This is a genomic window from Cupriavidus yeoncheonensis, from assembly GCF_905397275.1.
Classification (GTDB): Bacteria; Pseudomonadota; Gammaproteobacteria; order Burkholderiales; family Burkholderiaceae; genus Cupriavidus; species Cupriavidus yeoncheonensis.
Window position 1 is genome coordinate 143096 of the sequence record NZ_CAJPUY010000010.1, and the last position, 18453, is coordinate 161548.

Below are 18453 nucleotides of genomic sequence, written 5' to 3' on the forward strand. Positions count from 1 at the left end.
TCCCGGATGAAGAAAAATAGCGTCAAGCATTATAGCCCAAGCCCCCAGCCAGAATCCGGCCCGGGGAAAGAGCCACCCGATCAGGTGCGCGTCCAGGCATCCCTGGCGGACAACGACGAGGTCGAAGACTTCGCCGGCGGGGTGCCGCCCGCACCTGCGGCGGACCTCGCGGTGCCGCTGATACTCGAAGTAGACAGTGCCGCACATGGCGAGCGGCTGGACAAACTTCTTGCACGGCACTTCAGCGAGTTTTCGCGCAGCCGGCTGCAACAGTGGATCGAAAGCGGGGCCGTGCGCGTCGACGGCGAAGTGCGCCGGCCGCGCGATGCGGTGCAGATGGGCAACCGCATCGAGGTACAGCCGCAGGCCGCGCCGGAATCGCAGGCGTTCGCCGCGGAAGACGTGCCGCTGGAGGTCGTGTACGAGGATGCAACGCTGGTCGTCGTCGACAAGCCCGCGGGACTCGTCGTGCATCCTGCCGCGGGCAACTGGAGCGGCACGGTGCTCAACGGGTTGCTGCACCGTTACCCTGCCGCGGCGGCCTTGCCGCGCGCGGGCATTGTGCACCGGCTCGACAAGGAGACTTCAGGGCTGATGGTCGTGGCGCGCACGCTGACGGCACAGACCGACCTGGTGCGCCAGCTGCAGGCGCGCACGGTCAAGCGCACGTATATCGCGCTGGTCTGGGGCCGCACGTACGACGAGGGCACCATCGATGCGCCGATCGGCCGCGATCCCCACGAGCGCACCCGCATGGCCATTGTCCATACCAGCAGCGGCAAGCCGTCGCGCACGCATTTCCGTACGCTGGCGACGGTGCCGCTCGGACGCAGCTTCGTGTCGATGGTGCGGTGCCAGCTCGAAACCGGTCGCACGCACCAGATCCGCGTGCATTTCGAATCGATCGGCCATCCGCTCGTGGGCGATCCGGTCTACTTCCGCGCCACGCAACGCGGGCAGCGGCCCGCTGTGCGCGTGACGCTGCCGGTGCCGTTCGAGCGGCAGGCCCTGCATGCCTTCAAGCTGGGGCTGGTGCACCCGGTCACGGGCAAGACGGTGTCGTGGACCGCGCAGCCGCCGGAAGACCTCCAGGCCCTGATCGATGCGCTCGATTTCTCCGCTGGTGAAGCCGATGCCGAAGAGGAGGACTGGGATGAGGACTGGGAAGACGGCCCCGAAATCATCTGGGGCGATGGGGACGACGATGACGACTGACCCCGCCTGGCTGCGGCCGCAGTGGCCGGCCCCCGCCTCGGTGCGCGCGTTGTCCACCACGCGCGCGGGCGGCGTGAGCCATGGCGTGTATGGCTTGGAGGGCGGGGCGCCGGGCGGACTCAACCTTGGCACGCATGTTGGTGATGATCCCGGGCATGTGGCCGAGAACCGTGCGCGGCTGGCGGGCCACCTTCCCGCCATGCCGCTGTGGCTGGAGCAGGTGCACGGCTGCGCCGTGGCTACGGTGGACCATCTCGCAGGCCCGGGCGAGGCGGCACCGCGCGCCGACGCGAGTATGGCTGCCGCGCCCGGGCAGGTGTGCGCGATCATGACGGCGGACTGCCTTCCGGTGTTGCTGTGCGATGGGGAAGGGACCGTGTCGGCGCTGCGCACGCCGGATGGCGTGGCCTGTGCAACGGCGTGATCGAAGCCACGCTGGCGCGCATGCAGGCTGCGCGCGGCAAGCCTTCGTCACGCTGGCTCGCATGGCTGGGGCCGGCGATCGGACCCGAGGCCTTCGAGGTCGGCGCCGAGGTGCGGGAAGCGTTCCTGGCGCAGGCCCGTGCGGGCGAGCATGCGGCCGTGGACGCCGCCTTCCGGCCCGGCGCCGAAGGCAAGTACATGGCCGACATCTACGCACTGGCCCGCACGCGCCTGGCCCGCGCGGGTTGCACGGACGTCTACGGCGGCGATGCCTGCACGGTATCCGATCCGCAGCGCTTCTATTCGTATCGGCGCGACGGCGTGACCGGTCGCATGGCCAGCCTCGTCTGGCTGGCAAGCTGAGCCGGTTGCGGGCCGCTCACTGCGGCCCGCTTCCGTCGGGCCCGGCGCCTTCCTCTTCGCGTGCGCGTTCTGTGCGCGCTTCCTCCGCCTTGCGGCGCTGCCGCCTGGCGGGCGTTCCCATGATGTAGAGCACCAGCGCCACCGGTGCGGCGCCATAGAGCAGGAACGTGGCGACCCCGGCAACGATGCTGTGCTCGGTGATCGCCATCATCAGAGCCACGTAGAGCCAGCCAATGGCTACGATGTACATGAAACTTTCATCCTTTGCAGATAGGCTTGCGCGCTGGTCCTTGAGTCCGCGGCTTCCTACCGGGAGGTAGGTTTTCCGGGCGTGCGTGCCGATGCAGTTTTCCGCATTGACAGCGCGTACACTGCAAGGCAACAATGACCTCGAATGTTGCGGAATCCCGCGTAGTTTCCTTGTTTTCGCCGGCAAGCATACCGCATGGCGCTGCCATGCCGGACTGCGGTGCAAGCCGGGCAGGGGACGTTATCCAGATGGAAGGGATAGCTGCATGCGGAAGTCCTGGGCGCCCCGGTCGCGGGCGCAATGCGCCAGGTCCATCCGGATTGCGTCTCCAGATGCATAAGTGCCGGCCAGGGCAATGACCCGGGAGCCGGTCTGACATAGTGACGGCAGAGAGACATTTACATCATGGCGACCGGCAAAGGTGCGGCAGCTTCCACAGCGGAAGGCAAGTCCCAACCGTTCAAATTTCCGCCGGGGCCATTGGATCCAGCAACGTGGCTGGAATGGTCCCGTCAGTGGCAGGGCCCTGAGGGCAACGGCGCGGGGCTTCCCCCGGGCTTTCCCAGCTTCCCGGGATTCGAGTCGTTCGGTGCGGGTCCGCTGGCGGGCGTGAAGATCGACCCGGCCCAGCTCACGGAAATCCAGCAGCGCTACATGCGCGATTTTGCGGAACTGTGGCGCGGTCTGGCGGAGGGCGATATCGAATCCGCCGGCAAGCTGCACGACCGGCGCTTTGCCAGCGAGGCCTGGCACAAGAACGCGCCGTATCGGTACACCGCCGCGTTCTACCTGCTCAATGCGCGTGTGCTGACGGAGATGGCAGAGGCCGTCGAGGCGGACCCCAAGACGCGCCAGCGTATCCGCTTTGCCGTGTCGCAATGGGTCGACGCCATGTCGCCCGCCAATTTCCTGGCCACCAATCCCGATGCGCAGAATCGCCTGATCGAGTCCGGCGGCGAGTCGCTGCGGGCCGGTGTGCGCAACATGCTGGAAGACCTGGGCCGCGGCAAGATCTCGCAGACGGACGAGACCGCGTTCGAAGTGGGCCGCAACGTGGCGGTCACGGAAGGCTCGGTCGTCTACGAAAACGAATTCTTCCAGTTGCTGCAATACAAGCCGCTGACCGACAAGGTCCATGCGCGCCCGCTGCTGCTGGTGCCGCCGTGCATCAACAAGTTCTACATCCTCGACCTGCAGCCGGAAAGCTCGCTGGTGCGGTACGCGGTGGAGCAGGGCCACACGGTGTTCCTGCTGTCATGGCGTAATCCCGATGCCACCATGGCCGACCGAACGTGGGACGACTACATCGAGCATGCGGCCATCCGGGCGATCGAAGTGGCGCGCGACATCGGTGGCCAGGATCAGATCAACGCGCTCGGCTTCTGTGTGGGCGGGACCATTATTTCGACCGCGCTCGCGGTGCTGGAGGCGCGCGGCGAACGCCCGGTGGCCAGCCTGACGCTGCTGACCACACTGCTCGACTTTACCGATACCGGCATCCTCGACGTATTCGTCGACGAGGCCCACGTCAAGCTGCGCGAAGCCACGCTTGGCGGCGCGTCGGGGACGCCGTGCGGCCTGCTGCGCGGTGTGGAACTGGCCAATACGTTCTCGTTCCTGCGCCCGAACGACCTGGTCTGGAACTACGTGGTCGACAACTACCTGAAGGGCAAGACGCCGGTGCCGTTCGACCTGCTGTACTGGAACGGCGACGCAACCAACCTGCCGGGGGCATGGTACTGCTGGTACCTGCGCCACACCTACCTGCAGGATGAACTGAAGGTGCCGGGCAAGCTGACCGTATGCGACGCACCGGTAGACCTGAGTGCCATCGACGTGCCGACCTATATCTACGGCTCGCGCGAGGACCACATCGTGCCGTGGACGGCAGCGTATTCGTCGACCGCGCTGCTCAAGAACAAGCTGCGGTTCGTGCTCGGGGCGTCCGGGCACATTGCCGGCGTCATCAACCCGCCGGTCAAGAACAAGCGCAGCCACTGGACCAATGATGCGCTGCCCGCTTCGGCGCACGACTGGCTGGCCGGCGCCGAGGAACACCACGGCAGCTGGTGGCCGGACTGGATGACCTGGCTCGGCAAGCAGGCCGGTGCCAAGCGTGCTGCGCCGAGCGGCTATGGCAATGCACGATACCCCGCCATCGAACCCGCGCCCGGCCGCTACGTCAAAGCCAAGGCATGACTCTTGCGGGCGGCCCCGGTAACGGGACCTGCCCGCTGAACACCCCAGATACCCTTTGAGAGGACTGCAAATGACCGATATCGTCATCGTTTCCGCCGCCCGTACCGCCGTAGGCAAGTTTGGCGGTTCGCTCGCGAAGATTCCCGCACCGGAGCTGGGCGCCATCGCCATCAAGGCCGCGCTGGAACGCGCCGGCGTGAAGCCGGAACAGGTCAGCGAAGTGATCATGGGCCAGGTGCTGACCGCCGGTTCGGGTCAGAACCCGGCACGCCAGGCATCGATCAAGGCGGGCCTGCCGGCGTCGGTGCCGGCCATGACCATCAACAAGGTGTGCGGATCGGGCCTGAAGGCCGTGATGCTGGCCGCCAACGCGATCCTGTCCGGCGAGGCGGAGATCGTGGTGGCCGGTGGCCAGGAAAACATGAGCGCCGCGCCGCACGTGCTGCCCGGCTCTCGCGACGGCTTCCGCATGGGCGACGCCAAGCTGGTCGACACCATGATCGTGGATGGCCTGTGGGACGTGTACAACCAGTACCACATGGGCATCACGGCCGAGAACGTGGCCAAGGAGTACGGCATTACCCGCGAAGCACAGGACGAGTTCGCCGTGGCCTCGCAGAACAAGGCCGAGGCTGCGTTGAAGGCCGGCAGGTTCAATGACGAAATCGTCCCGGTGATGATTCCGCAGCGCAAGGGCGACCCGCTTGCTTTCGACAAGGACGAGTTCATCCGCCAGGGTGCCACGCTGGACAGCATGTCCGGCCTGAAGCCCGCCTTTGACAAGGCCGGCACGGTGACCGCCGCCAATGCATCGGGCCTGAACGACGGTGCTGCCGCAGTGGTGGTGATGTCGGCCGCCAAGGCCAAGGAACTGGGCCTGACGCCGCTGGCCACGATCAAGGCCTACGCCAATGCGGGCGTGGACCCGAAGGTCATGGGCATGGGCCCGGTGCCGGCTTCCAAGCGCTGCCTGTCGCGCGCGGGCTGGGGCGTGGGCGACCTGGACCTGATGGAAATCAACGAGGCTTTTGCCGCGCAGGCGCTGGCCGTGCACCAGCAGATGGGCTGGGACACGTCCAAGGTCAACGTGAACGGTGGCGCCATTGCCATCGGCCACCCGATCGGTGCATCGGGTTGCCGTATCCTGGTGACGCTGCTGCACGAGATGAAGCGCCGCGACGCGAAGAAGGGCCTGGCCTCGCTGTGCATCGGCGGCGGCATGGGTGTGGCGCTGGCGGTCGAACGCAATTAATGGGGTGTACCTGGGCGCGCAGCGTTCCGCGCGGCCCAGGCGAAGATAACGAAGAGCCAATCAAGGAGTGGACATGACTCAGCGCATTGCATACGTGACCGGCGGTATGGGCGGCATCGGAACCGCTATCTGCCAACGTCTCGCCAAGGATGGCTTCCGCGTGGTGGCCGGCTGCGGCCCCAATTCGCCGCGTCGCGAGCGGTGGATCGAGCAGCAGAAGGCGCTCGGCTTCGACTTCGTTGCCTCCGAAGGCAACGTGGCCGACTGGGATTCGACCAAGACCGCGTTCGACAAGGTCAAGGCTGAAGTCGGCGAGGTGGATGTGCTGATCAACAACGCAGGCATCACGCGCGACGTGGTGTTCCGCAAGATGACCCGCGCCGACTGGGACGCGGTGATCGACACCAACCTGACGTCGCTGTTCAACGTGACCAAGCAGGTCATCGACGGCATGGTCGATCGCGGCTGGGGCCGTATCGTCAATATCTCGTCGGTGAACGGGCAGAAGGGCCAGTTCGGCCAGACCAACTATTCCACCGCCAAGGCCGGCCTGCACGGCTTCACCATGGCGCTGGCACAGGAAGTGGCAACCAAGGGCGTGACGGTGAATACCGTTTCGCCTGGCTATATCGCTACGGACATGGTCAAGTCGATCCGCCAGGACGTGCTGGACAAGATCGTCGGCACCATCCCGGTCAAGCGCCTGGGCGAGCCGTCGGAAATCGCGTCGATCTGCGCGTGGCTGTCGTCGGAAGAGTCGGGCTTCTCCACGGGTGCCGACTTCTCGCTGAACGGCGGTTTGCATATGGGCTGATCCAGCTCTGCGTGCTGCGCGGGCGTGCCGTTTTTGCGGTGCACCCAGCGCAGCGCACAAGCCACTGTCGGATGCCAATTGCGGGCCTTTCGGGGCCCGCGATTCGTTTGTGCGTGCGGGTTTTCCTTAAGCTACCCGGCTTTTCTTAGTGCTTTGTTGGGCATAGAATCAGGTCAGCAGCACGGGCACCAATGTCGTGCAACGTGCGGCCTTCGCGGGGGCGAAGGTAACAATGGCACTGGCGGCTCGATCCGCGAGTGCGCACATAGTAACTTTTCACGACCTTCCAGATGGCCCGGCAGAACCGGTTTGCGCACTGCACCCCATGCGGTGCAGCAGCGCCCATCAGCGACCACAAGAGGACAGAGCACCGATGGCCACGAGCAAAAAAGGCGCAGAGCGACTGATCAAGAAATACCCCAATCGCAGGCTCTACGACACTCAAACCAGCACCTACATCACGCTGGCCGATGTGAAGCAGCTGGTCATGGATTCCGAGGAGTTCAAGGTCGTTGACGCCAAGTCTGGCGATGAACTGACGCGCAGCATCCTGCTGCAGATCATCCTGGAAGAGGAAACGGGTGGTGTGCCGATGTTCTCCAGCGCCATGCTGTCGCAGATCATCCGCTTCTATGGCCATGCCATGCAGGGCATGATGGGCACCTACCTGGAAAAGAACATCCAGGCTTTCATCGACATCCAGAACAAGCTGGCCGAGAACTCCAAGGGCCTGTATTCCGGCGAGGCCTTCAGCCCCGACATGTGGTCCCAGTTCATGAACATGCAGGGGCCGATGATGCAGGGCATGATGAGCAACTACATCGAGCAGAGCAAGAACCTGTTCGTGCAGATGCAGGAGCAGATGCAGAGCCAGGCGAAAAACATGTTCGGGACGTTCCCGTTCAATCAGCCGGACAAGAAGTAAGAAGCAAGTTACTGCTGGCGGACCGCCCCGGTTCGCTGCTTCGCCACCCTCGCACTGTTCCGGACGCGCTGCGAGGCGGCGCCCAAGCAGGTAAAATGCGCCCCTCCTGAACTGGCGGCTCATCTTGTGGACTCGCCCGCGCGATATCCCGATGCCTTCCAGCTGCCACCGTTTCGATCCGACTCCCTTTGATTCCGGCGCATCCGCGCTGGCTCGGGCCTGACCATGGGCCGGCTTTTCCTGGCCCCGATGGAAGGGCTCGCCGACTACGTGCTGCGCGATGTGCTGACCGGCCTGGGTGGCTATGACGGATGCGTGTCCGAGTTCGTTCGTGTGACTGGCTCGCTGCTTCCCGCGCGTGTCTACGAACGCGACACCCCCGAGATCCTGCAGGACGGCTACACCCCCGGTGGAACGCCGATGGTGATCCAGCTGCTCGGCAGCGATGCCGCGTGGATGGCGCGCAATGCGGCCTATGCCGCGACCCTGTCGACGCATGGTATCGACCTGAACTTCGGTTGCCCGGCCAAGGTCGTCAACCGGCACGGCGGTGGTGCGATGCTGCTGGCGCACCCCGAGCAGCTGCATCGCATCGTTTCCGCGGTGCGCGCGGCGGTCCCGCCACAAATCAAGGTCACCGCCAAGATGCGCCTCGGCGTTTCGGATACCGCACTGGCGCTCGATTGCGCCACGGCGCTGGCCGAGGGTGGGGCGGCGTCGCTGGTGGTGCATGCCCGCACGCGCGACCACGGCTACCGGCCGCCGGCGCACTGGGAATGGATCGCCCGCATCGCGGACGCCGTGGACATACCCGTCATTGCCAACGGCGAAGTCTGGTCCGTTGCGGACTGGGAACGTTGCCGTGCGGTCAGCGGCTGCGCGGATGTGATGATCGGGCGTGGCGCGGTATCGGATCCATTCCTGGCGCTGCGTATCCGCGGAGTCATGGCTAGCACGCCGTCGGATGAGGAGTGGCCGCTGGTGCTGCACCTGATCGCCGCCTATCTGAGGAAGCTGCACGACCGGATCGCCTCCTGCCATGAGCATGGACGGGTGAAATTGTGGCTGAGCTATCTCAAGCGGACCTGGCCACAGGCGGCGGCGCTGCATGCAGCCATCCGCAGGATCCAGGATTCGGCGCAGATCGAGCAAGTGCTGCAAAGTTTCCCGGACATCACGTCCAGTTGACTTCCGGGATCCGGCCAGCGTGCGCGGCTCTGCCGTGTGTGGTCTCAGGCGCCGGCTAACCGCGGCAAGCGGTTAAAATACAGGGTTCCGTGCAGCGCCTGGCGGCCTTGTCCGGCCTCCGTCGAGATAACCCGATATACTCCGCCCCGCCTGTCCTACATTCGCATTCCCCGTGAAAAATCCTTCAGAATCAATGACCCAGAAAGACCAAAGTCCGCGCGTGGGTTTCGTTTCGCTTGGCTGCCCGAAGGCCTTGGTCGACTCCGAGCAGATCATTACCCAACTGCGCGCCGAGGGTTACGCGATCAGCGGCACCTATGACGGCGCCGACCTGGTCGTGGTCAACACCTGCGGCTTCATCGACGAGGCCGTCCAGGAAAGCCTCGACGCGATCGGCGAGGCGCTGACCGAGAATGGCAAGGTCATCGTGACCGGCTGCCTGGGAGCCAAGAAGGACGCGGCGGGACACGACATCGTGTCGTCGGTCCATCCGAAGGTGCTGGCCGTGACCGGCCCGCATGCGCTGGGAGAGGTGATGCAGGCGGTGCACACGCACCTGCCCAAGCCGCATGACCCGTTCACGGACCTGGTGCCGGCGGCCGGCATCAAGCTCACGCCCAAGCATTACGCCTACCTGAAGATCTCCGAAGGCTGCAACCACCGTTGCTCGTTCTGCATCATCCCGTCGATGCGCGGCGACCTGGTGTCGCGCCCGGTGGCCGAGGTCATGCTTGAAGCCGAGAACCTGTTCAAGGCCGGGGTCAAGGAACTGCTGGTGATCTCGCAGGACACGAGCGCCTACGGGGTCGACGTGAAGTACCGTACCGGTTTCTGGGACGGCCGCCCGCTCAAGACGCGTATGACCGAACTGGTGGGCGCCCTGGGCGAACTGGCGGCCCAGTATGGTGCCTGGGTGCGCCTGCATTATGTATATCCGTACCCGCACGTCGACGAGATCATCCCGTTGATGAACGGCGGCCATGTGCTGCCCTACCTCGACGTGCCGCTGCAGCACGCCCATCCGGACGTGCTCAAGCGCATGAAGCGCCCGGCCAATGCCGAAAAGACCCTGGACCGTATCCGCGCCTGGCGCGAGGTGTGCCCGGACCTGACGATCCGCAGCACCTTCATCGCCGGCTTCCCGGGCGAGACCGAGGCCGAGTTCCAGACCCTGCTGGATTTCATCGCCGAGGCCGAGCTGGACCGCGTGGGCTGCTTCGCCTATTCGCCGGTGGAAGGCGCCACCGCCAACGACTTGCCGGGAGCGCTGCCTGACGAAGTGCGTGAGGAACGCCGTGCGCGCTTTATGGAAGTGGCGGAGGAAGTCTCGGCACGCCGCCTGCAGCGCAAGGTCGGCCAGACCCTGCGCGTGCTGGTGGACGAGGTGAACCAGGAGGGTGGCATCGGCCGCTCCTCGGCCGACGCGCCGGAGATCGACGGCCTGGTCTATATCGCGCCGCCGGCCAAGCCGTCGCAGCGCTATCGCGCCGGTGAGTTCGTCCAGGTGAAGATCACGGGTGCCGACGGCCACGACCTGTGGGGTGAAATCTGATGCAGCCGGCGCTTGCTGCCCTTAAGTAAAAGTACGATCGTTCGATTCTGTCGCGATGCCGCTATACTGTGCACCGCAACATAACCTCATGGAGTGAGACATGACGCGTGAAGTCGTAGTGGTGAGTGGTGTACGTACGGCAATCGGGACGTTCGGTGGCAGCCTGAAGGACATGGCACCGGTCGATATGGGTGCGCTCGTGGTGCGTGAAGCACTTGCACGTGCCCAGGTGTCCGGCGATGACGTCGGCCACGTCGTATTCGGCAATGTGATCCAGACCGAGCCGCGGGACATGTACCTGGGCCGCGTGGCGGCCGTCAACGGCGGCGTGTCGACCAATGCGCCCGCGCTGACCGTGAACCGCCTGTGCGGCTCGGGCCTGCAGGCGATCGTCAGCGCCGCGCAGACCATCCTGCTGGGAGATACCGACATCGCCATCGGCGGCGGCGCCGAAAGCATGAGCCGCGCGCCGTACCTGGCACCGGCTGCCCGCTGGGGTGCGCGCATGGGCGATGCCACCATGGTCGACATGATGCTGGGCGCGCTGCATGACCCGTTCCATCGCATCCACATGGGTGTCACGGCCGAGAACGTGGCCAAGGAATACGACATCAGCCGCAGCCAGCAGGACGAAGCCGCGCTGGAGTCGCACCGCCGCGCTTCGGCCGCCATCAAGGCCGGCTACTTCAAGGACCAGATCGTTCCGGTGACGCTCAAGAGCCGCAAGGGCGACGTGAGCTTCGACACCGACGAGCACGTGCGCCATGACGCCACGATCGACGACATGACCAAGCTCAAGCCGGTCTTCGTCAAGGAAAACGGCACGGTGACCGCGGGCAATGCCTCGGGCCTGAACGATGCCGCCGCCGCGGTGGTGCTGATGGAGCGTGCCGAGGCCGAGCGCCGCGGCCTGAAGCCGCTGGCACGCCTGGTCTCGTACGGCCACGCCGGCGTGGATCCGAAGACCATGGGCATCGGCCCGGTTCCGGCCACGAAGATTGCACTGGAGCGCGCCGGCCTGTCGGTGTCCGACCTGGACGTGATCGAAGCCAACGAAGCGTTTGCCGCGCAAGCCTGCGCGGTGACCAAGGCGCTGGGCCTGGACCCGGCCAAGGTCAATCCGAACGGCTCCGGCATTTCGCTCGGTCACCCGATCGGCGCCACCGGCGCGCTGATCACGGTCAAGGCCCTTTACGAGCTGCAGCGCGTGCAAGGCCGCTATGCGCTGGTGACGATGTGCATCGGTGGCGGCCAGGGTATTGCCGCGATCTTCGAACGCATCTGAGTCTTGCCGATGCATCATCGCTCCCCGTTTCAGCGCCTTTCGCTGGCCAGCCTGGCTGCCGCGCTGGCGCTTGCGGGGGCGATGCCGGCGCGGGGCGCGGATGACAACGTGCTGTCGACCGGCCCGGCAGCCAGTGCGGGGGACCTGGGCCTGAGCGAGGCCATCCGCGCAGGTGAAGTGCGCCGTGGCACGGCGCCTTCCGCCGGCGCAGCGATTGCGCCGCTGGCGCCGCGCCCGGAATACGCCAGGCTGCCCGTCTATGTCGGCAAGCTCGGCGACAAGCCGGTGCGCCTGCGCATCGGCCCCAAGCCGGACGAGCGCGACAGCCTGCGCGGCGAATACACCACCAACGGCGTGCCCGGCGTGCGCTTGCTGGCGGGGGAGTGGGAGGACGGGAGCTTCCTGATGGAAGAGTCCGACGACGGCACCCGCGTCTCCGGCAACTGGGAAGGCACCATCGACGCCAGCGGTGCGGTGCGCGGCACCTGGACCGATGCCTTCGACCAGGCTGTCGTGCTTCCTTTCTCCATCCGCCCGCTGGGAAGCGTGCTGGTGATCCCACCCTTCGACATGACGCCCAACAGCGGCGTCACCTACGCACCACCACCGCCCGCATCGACCATCCAGACCATCCAGGGGCGCTGAACACGGCTACCGGTGGCGCCACAGGCATTTGCTGGTAAGCTCGACGGTTATCGCGTCTCTTTCATGCCCGCCGCGCAAAGCGGTGCGACATGCCAGCCATCGAGGAATCCGCCGTGTCCGATCCGACTTCCGACAAGCCCGTGTCGAGCCCTGCCTCCCATTACATCCAGACTGTCGCGGTCCAGCCCGAACTGGATATTGCGCCCGGCTTCGATTCGTTTTCCCCCGCCACGCATCGCGGTTCCACCGTGGTCTTCCGCAACCTGGCCGAACTGCGCGCGTACGGCGAACGCAGCACCACGTACTGGCGCTACGGCCTGCATGCCACGCCCACCAGCGAAGCGCTGTGCCAGCATCTGGCCCTGCTCGAAGGCGCAAGCCACACGCTGTTGCTGCCGTCCGGGCTGGCCGCGATCTCGCTGGTCTACTTCGCGCTGCTCAGGAGCGGCGACGACGTGCTGGTGCCGGACAACGTCTACGGCCCCAACCGCGACCACGGCGAATGGCTGGCCCGGGATTTCGGGGTGACGGTGCGCTACTACGACCCGATGATAGGCAGCGGCATTGCCAGCCTGATCCAGCCCAATACGCGGCTGATCTGGATGGAGTCGCCGGGCTCGGTGACCATGGAGGTGCCGGACAGCGAGGCGATCGTTGCCGCGGCCAAGGCTCGTGGCGTGCTGACCGCCATCGACAATACCTGGTCAGCCGGCCTCTACTTCCGGCCGTTCGACATGGGGATCGACATCTCTGTGCAGGCACTGACCAAGTACCAGTCCGGCGGTAGCGACGTCCTGATGGGCGCCGTGCTGACGCGGGACGACGCCCTGCAGGCCCGCCTGAAGCGCACGCGCATGCTGATGGGCTGGGGCGTTTCCGCCGACGACTGCCATCTGGTGCTGCGTTCGCTGCCGAGCCTGCCGGTACGCCTGGCCGCGCATGACCGCGGCGCGCGCGAGGTGGCCGAATGGCTGCACCAGCGACCGGAGGTGGTGCGCGTATTGCATCCCGCGCTGCCGGACTGCCCCGGACACGCCCATTGGCGACGCGACTTCAGTGGTGCCAGCGGCCTGTTCGCGATCATCCTCCACGACAAGTACTCGCGCGAGCAGGTCGACGCCTTCGTCGAAGCGCTGCGGCTGTTCGCCATCGGCTGGTCGTGGGGCGGCGCTCACAGCCTGGCCGTGCCGTACCACGTGCCGACCATGCGCCCCGCGGGCAGTTGGCCGCCGGCGGGATGGCGGCATGCGGGCGAACTGGTGCGCCTTTATATCGGCCTGGAGGACACGCGTGACCTCATCGCGGACCTGCGCCAGGCCCTGGAGCAGCAACTCGGCGGCTGAGCCGTCCCGACCGGCTAGCTTGCGCGCAGTGCCACGTTGAGCTGGTCGACCACTTCGGCCCAGTCGGCGTCGTCCGCGATCTCGTCGCGCAGCATGGTCGCTTGCGCGGGCGTCCAGAACGGCGCGTCGGCCAGTTCCACGTCGCCGGGCAAGGGGGTGTGCGTCGCAATGAAGTGGCGGATGCCGGACTCATCGCTGGGTAGTCCCAATTGGGCAAACAGCTCGGAAAAGCGGTGAAAGGCCTGTTCCATGGTGAGGGTGCTCCGCTTCTGGTTTGTCACTCAAGCTAGTGTAGGGCACGGGGGCGGCGGAATGGCGACCGAATCGTCCAGGAAAAAAACGGACGCCGCGGCGTCCGTTTCGCATGTTGCGGGAACCCCCTTACCTCAGCAGTTCGCCGTCGCGCTCGCGTGCGCCGTGCGCGGCGGCCTGGGCGCTGCGCAAGGCCCACACTGACTCCGCCGGGCCATGCTGGGCACGCCGCCGGGTTGCGCGTGCAAGCGCCGCAAATCCGGCGGCCAGGGCGATCGCGCCGATGTCGAAGCCGGCGATGATCCAGTGCCCGCTTGGTATCGAGCGCAGCAGGTGGTCGCCGGTCAGGACGGCATTGGCCAGCGGGATGGTCAGGGCGGCAATCGCCGCCGCATACAGCAGTTCGATCGCGGCCCGCGCGGGCGGGCGCAGCAGCGCCCAGGCGCAGGCGGCGAAGAAGACCGGGAAATAAGTGTGGCTGACCGAACGGGCGGGCCACAGCAGTGCCGCCGGGAAACATAGGGCCACGCCGATGCAGCACCCGATGCAGACACCGACAGTGGCTTGCGCGAGCAGCCGGTGCACGCGCGGCTGTTCCGCCTGGCGTATCCTGCGGCGCGATTCGATCCAGAGCAGGTTGCCCGAGTAGAACAGGAAGGCGCCGGCCAGGCCCGCCAGCACGTACCCGATCCGCAGCGGCAGTTCCCCATAGGTGCCGAAATGCAGTGCGAACAAGGCGCTGTAGAGGCCGTGGTTGCCATCGCGGGCGCCGGCGGCCTGGTTGGCGATCACCGTGCCGGCATTGGCTTCGCCCGAGGCCGCATGGATGCCGACGGAGCCGAGGTTGCCCAGCGCGCGGGTACTGGTGCCACGCACTTCCACGACGGCATTGGCGTCGCCATAGCGCTGGTAACGGAACGATTCGGCGGCAAAGCGCTCGCCCGCCGCTTCCCGTGCAATGCGGATCAGCTCTGACGCCGGCAGTGTGGGCACGGCACGGCCGGCGGCGGTGACTTCGGGCACGGCGGTGGTCACGCGCGGGACCACGGGAAACAACTTGCCGTCGAAGGTCAGCGTGTTGAAGACCATCAACAGGACCAGCGAGAGGCAGAACAGTGCGCCGGTGATCGCGATCATCAGGTGGAATGGCAGGCTGAACAGGCCGATCACGTTGTGCGAATCCATCCAGAAGCGCTTGAGGTTGCGCCCCGGCCGCACGGCAAACAGGTCTTTCTTCAGGCGAGGCAGGTGCAGGAGCACGCCGGAAACCAGCGCCAGTCCGTAAAGCACCGAGATCGCACCCATGAAATAGATGCCGGCTGCGGGGATGCCAAGCGAGTAGTGCAGGCTGTTCAGGAAGGAAGACAACTCGCCGATCACCTGGTCGCGGGAGGTGTCCTGCTGCATGGCGCGGTCGCCGGCCAGGCGCTCGTCGGTGCTCATCTGCCACTCGCCGGCCTTGTCCTGCCAGTAGGCGCTGATATGGGGTTCGCCCGCCGAAGGCATGTAGACGTAGGCGCTGGCGGCCGCTTCAGGGTAGAGCGCGACCAGCTTCTGCATGAAGGGATCCACGGCGGCGGGGTTGGCGACAGTCCCCGCCTGTGCGTTGCCCTTGAGCCGGTCCGGAGATTGCCAGACGTGCAGTTCGTGGTGGAACACGGTCACGGCGCCGGCAAAGAAGGCGATGAACAATGCCCAGCCGGCCATGAGGCCGACCCAGGTGTGAAGCGTCTGGAACAGCCGGAGTGTGGTGGATTTCATGGTGGCGGACCTCAGGAAGCCGGCAGCGAGGCGAGCACGGCCGACGGCGCCACGTGCAGCAGGCGCAGCGCCCACAGCAGCCCGAAGCACAGCAGGTTCGCGCCCGCCAGCCATAGCCATGCGGCGCGGCTGGAGCGGAACAGCAGGCTGCAGCAGATGATCGCGACCCATAGCGGTAGGCACGTCACCACGGCAGCAACCACACCGCTTTCCCAGCCGCCCGGCAGGCCGATGATGGCCAGTGTGCACAGCGCGACCGCCAGCGGCAGCCCCAGAAGGGCGCCGGCGAGCCATTTCGTGCCCATGCCGCTCATGCTTGCCTCTTTGCGGCCGGCCGCCCCTGGTTCACGTAAGTGCCGATAAAAGGCCACAGGGACAGGCCCGTCGGAATGATCGCCAGGTTCGCGGCGACGGCCACGGGCCAACCCTGAGCCTGACTCCACAGCCAGGTGCTCAGGACGGTCAGCGCCAGCCCAAGCCACCCGAAGAGCTGGGGCGCCGGGCGCCGGCCAGAGCCATTCTGCGGCGATGGCAGCAAGACCTGGTTGGGTGCCGCCAGGTAGATACAAGCTGCCGCGACGAGTCCGAGCAGGACCGCGAAGGCTTCCATAGCTTAAATCGGAGAAGGAAAATGCAAGTATAAATGAGAATGATTCGTATTGAAAAGACGGATCACTCTTGGGTGCATCGATGCATGCACGCGCAGGTCGGCGGGATGAAGCTGGGGGGAGTCAGGCGGAAGCGACTGGCGGTGGCCGGCAGCCGCCGCCAGTGCAAAGTGGATTCAGTGCGGAAACAGCGCCAGGAGGCCGTCCAGGCCAACATGATTGAAGGCGACGCTCGCCTGCGCACGCACGATGGGCTTGGCGCGGAAGGCGACCGAGAGGCCGGCCACGGCCATCATCTTGAGGTCGTTGGAACCGTCGCCCATGACGATGGCCTGTTCAGGCGTGGCGCCGATCTGCGCGCACACTTCCTGCACGGTGCGCGCTTTCACGTCGGCATTGACGATTTCGCCGACCACGTTGCCCGTGAGCTTGCCATCGACGATTTCCAGCGTGTTGGCGCGCGTCACGTCCAGCTTCAGGCGCGTCTTGAGCTTCTCGGTGAAGTGGACAAAGCCGCCCGATACCAGCAGCGTTCGCAGGCCCAGCGCCTGGACGGTCTGCAGCATGCGCTCGGCGCCCGGCGACAGGCGCAGGCGCTCTTCGTAGACGCGGTCCAGCACGCTGGCGTCCAGGCCCTTGAGCAGGGCCACGCGGCGGCGCAGGCTTTCGTTGAAGTCCGTGATCTCGCCGCGCATGGCGGCTTCGGTGATGGCGGAAACCTCGGCCTTCAGCCCGCAGAAATCGGCGATCTCGTCGATGCACTCGATCGTGATCAGCGTGGAATCCATGTCCATCGCCACCAGGCGGAAGTCCGACAGGCGGCGGCCGGCCGGCACGACAGCCCAGTCGATCGCGCGTGGTCCGCAGTAGTCATCGAGCGCTTCGCGCAGCGCCGGAGTCAGCGTGCCGCAATCTTCGGCGGCCGCCACGTTTTCGCTGCGCAGCACGGGCTCTGAAGCGCCGGCGAGGGTGCGGATGGCGGCAAGGTCGCCGGAAACGAGCGGGCGGGTACTCTGGAGAATCAGGGGCATGACAGCAGCAGGCGGATCAGGGCGGCGCGCCGGAGGGCGGGACGGCAAAGGCGACATTGTAATCGTTCAGGACCCGCCTGGCCGTCAGGTCGCCACCCGCAGGCTGTCGACGACCTTATGCAGGAACGCCTCGCACGCCGCGAGCTGGTCCAGCGAGACAAACTCGTCCGGCTTGTGTGCCTGCTGGATATCGCCGGGCCCGCACACCACCGCGGGAATGCCCGCGCGCTGGAACAGCCCTGCCTCGGTGCCGTAGGCAACCTTGCTGGTCTCGCGATCTCCGGTGAGCACCCGCACGAGTTGTGTAATGGCTGCCTGCTCGGCCACATCCAGCGACGGCGCCGCGGCGATCTTGCTGATGACCAGGTCCGTGTCCGCGTGTTCGGCGCGCATCTTCGGCAGCAACACGTCATTGGCGTACGACGCGATGCGTGCGAACAGCGCCTCGGGATCGACGCCGGGCAGGTTGCGGAACTCGAACACGAACTCGCACAGCGCGGGGATGGTGTTGAGCGCGATGCCGCCCTGGATGGTGCCGGTCTGGGCGGTGGTGCAGGGCACGTCGAAGGCCTGGTCGTAGGGGCCGTTGGCCTTGAATTCATCAGCCATGTCGCGGATGAAACAGATCAGCCGCGCGGCGTACTCGATCGCATTGACGCCGCGCGGCGTGAGCGACGAGTGCGCGGCCTGGCCCCTGACGCAGCAGCGGTAGGCGTTGATGCCCTTGTGCGCCACGATCACGCGCATGCTGGTTGGCTCGCCCACGATGCAGCCGGCCGGGTGCACGCCGCGCTCGCGCAGTTCAGCGAGCAGGTAGGGCGCGCCCATGCAGCCGATCTCTTCGTCGAACGACAGCGCGTAGTGCACCGGCTCGCGCAGCCTTGCGTCGAGCAGCGTGGGCAGCAGCGCCAGGCTGGTGCCGATGAAGCCCTTCATGTCGCATGTGCCGCGGCCATAGAGCTTGCCGTCGCGCACCACGGGCCTGAAGGGATCGGTGGTCCAGTTCTGGCCGTCCACCGGGACCACGTCGGTGTGGCCCGACAGTACGATGCCGCCATTGGTCTCGCCGCTGGCGGCTGGCACCGTGACGAACAGGTTGGCCTTGTCGCGCTGGGTGTTGTAGCTCAGGTGGGGCCGCAGGCCCTTCGCGAGGAAGTGGTCCCGCACGGACTCGATCAGTCCCAGGTTGGAATGGCGGCTGGTGGTGTCGTACGCCACCAGCCGCTGCGTCCATTCGAGCGCGCTGCCACGCGGCGCGCTGGCTTCAGGGGTGGAAGCTTCAGGGGTGGAAGTCTTGCGTTGGATATCGGCTTGCATGGGGCGGGGCGGCTCAGGGCGGCGTTCACC

General features: G+C 66.2%; 17 protein-coding genes and 1 pseudogene. 11 read left to right on the plus strand and 7 right to left on the minus strand.

Features of this window, described 5'->3' with window-relative positions; genetic code table 11:
• Positions 1–6 precede the first annotated feature (6 nt).
• Both KHO22_RS15580 and pgeF read left to right on the plus strand, forming a co-directional pair.
• The gene (locus KHO22_RS15580) at positions 7–1215 is read left to right on the plus strand and encodes an RluA family pseudouridine synthase (RefSeq protein WP_211948055.1); all 1209 of its coding nucleotides are present in this window, start codon (positions 7–9) and stop codon (positions 1213–1215) included.
• Positions 1205–2001, plus strand: a pseudogene (pgeF, locus tag KHO22_RS15585) (peptidoglycan editing factor PgeF). Before KHO22_RS15580 ends, pgeF begins: the two are co-directional and overlap by 11 nt.
• Before the next feature lie 16 nt (positions 2002–2017).
• Here pgeF and KHO22_RS15590 read toward each other — a convergent pair.
• Positions 2018–2251: a hypothetical protein gene (locus KHO22_RS15590; protein WP_211948056.1), complete on the minus strand. Its 234-nt coding sequence runs from the start codon at positions 2249–2251 to the stop codon at positions 2018–2020.
• A gap of 405 nt (positions 2252–2656) precedes the next feature.
• Between KHO22_RS15590 and phaC the strand changes: the two genes are divergently transcribed.
• The 9 genes from phaC to KHO22_RS15635 all read left to right on the plus strand — a co-directional run bounded on the left by phaC (position 2657) and on the right by KHO22_RS15635 (position 13454).
• Positions 2657–4450 (plus strand): class I poly(R)-hydroxyalkanoic acid synthase, encoded by a 1794-nt coding sequence (gene phaC, locus KHO22_RS15595; protein ID WP_211948057.1) that lies wholly within the window; start codon positions 2657–2659, stop codon positions 4448–4450.
• A gap of 70 nt (positions 4451–4520) precedes the next feature.
• Positions 4521–5702: an acetyl-CoA C-acetyltransferase gene (locus KHO22_RS15600; protein WP_211948058.1), complete on the plus strand. Its 1182-nt coding sequence runs from the start codon at positions 4521–4523 to the stop codon at positions 5700–5702.
• Between the two features lie 73 nt (positions 5703–5775).
• Positions 5776–6516, plus strand: a complete 741-nt coding sequence (locus KHO22_RS15605; protein WP_211948059.1) for a 3-ketoacyl-ACP reductase — start codon at positions 5776–5778, stop codon at positions 6514–6516.
• Between the two features lie 373 nt (positions 6517–6889).
• A complete protein-coding gene (gene phaR, locus KHO22_RS15610; protein ID WP_211948060.1) occupies positions 6890–7441 on the plus strand; it encodes a polyhydroxyalkanoate synthesis repressor PhaR in 552 nt (183 codons plus the stop codon).
• Positions 7442–7666: 225 nt separating this feature from the next.
• Positions 7667–8629: a tRNA dihydrouridine synthase gene (locus tag KHO22_RS15615; RefSeq protein ID WP_211948061.1), complete on the plus strand. Its 963-nt coding sequence runs from the start codon at positions 7667–7669 to the stop codon at positions 8627–8629.
• Between the two features lie 193 nt (positions 8630–8822).
• Positions 8823–10181 carry a 30S ribosomal protein S12 methylthiotransferase RimO gene (gene rimO, locus KHO22_RS15620; RefSeq protein WP_211948062.1) on the plus strand — a complete coding sequence of 453 codons (1359 nt, stop codon included), beginning with the start codon at positions 8823–8825 and terminating at the stop codon, positions 10179–10181.
• A 100-nt stretch (positions 10182–10281) separates the two neighbouring features.
• Positions 10282–11466, plus strand: a complete 1185-nt coding sequence (gene bktB, locus KHO22_RS15625) for a beta-ketothiolase BktB (protein ID WP_211948063.1) — start codon at positions 10282–10284, stop codon at positions 11464–11466.
• Between the two features lie 9 nt (positions 11467–11475).
• Positions 11476–12111, plus strand: coding sequence for a hypothetical protein (locus KHO22_RS15630; protein ID WP_211948064.1), 636 nt, complete (start codon positions 11476–11478; stop codon positions 12109–12111).
• 89 nt (positions 12112–12200) lie between these two features.
• Entirely contained in the window at positions 12201–13454 is a 1254-nt protein-coding gene (locus tag KHO22_RS15635) for a cystathionine beta-lyase (protein ID WP_211948065.1), read from the plus strand.
• Positions 13455–13468: 14 nt separating this feature from the next.
• On the opposite strand, the gene KHO22_RS15640 is transcribed toward KHO22_RS15635, so the two are convergent.
• The 6 genes from KHO22_RS15640 to argE all read right to left on the minus strand — a co-directional run bounded on the left by KHO22_RS15640 (position 13469) and on the right by argE (position 18423).
• Positions 13469–13705, minus strand: a complete 237-nt coding sequence (locus KHO22_RS15640) for a DUF2789 domain-containing protein (protein ID WP_211948066.1) — start codon at positions 13703–13705, stop codon at positions 13469–13471.
• 130 nt (positions 13706–13835) lie between these two features.
• Positions 13836–15467 (minus strand): PepSY-associated TM helix domain-containing protein, encoded by a 1632-nt coding sequence (locus KHO22_RS15645; protein WP_211948067.1) that lies wholly within the window; start codon positions 15465–15467, stop codon positions 13836–13838.
• Between the two features lie 11 nt (positions 15468–15478).
• Positions 15479–15772 carry a hypothetical protein gene (locus tag KHO22_RS15650; protein ID WP_211948155.1) on the minus strand — a complete coding sequence of 98 codons (294 nt, stop codon included), beginning with the start codon at positions 15770–15772 and terminating at the stop codon, positions 15479–15481.
• A gap of 5 nt (positions 15773–15777) precedes the next feature.
• The gene (locus KHO22_RS15655) at positions 15778–16077 is read right to left on the minus strand and encodes a hypothetical protein (RefSeq protein ID WP_211948068.1); all 300 of its coding nucleotides are present in this window, start codon (positions 16075–16077) and stop codon (positions 15778–15780) included.
• 174 nt (positions 16078–16251) lie between these two features.
• Positions 16252–17106, minus strand: a complete 855-nt coding sequence (gene serB / locus KHO22_RS15660) for a phosphoserine phosphatase SerB (RefSeq protein ID WP_211948069.1) — start codon at positions 17104–17106, stop codon at positions 16252–16254.
• A gap of 84 nt (positions 17107–17190) precedes the next feature.
• Positions 17191–18423: an acetylornithine deacetylase gene (gene argE / locus KHO22_RS15665; protein ID WP_211948070.1), complete on the minus strand. Its 1233-nt coding sequence runs from the start codon at positions 18421–18423 to the stop codon at positions 17191–17193.
• Positions 18424–18453 lie beyond the last annotated feature (30 nt).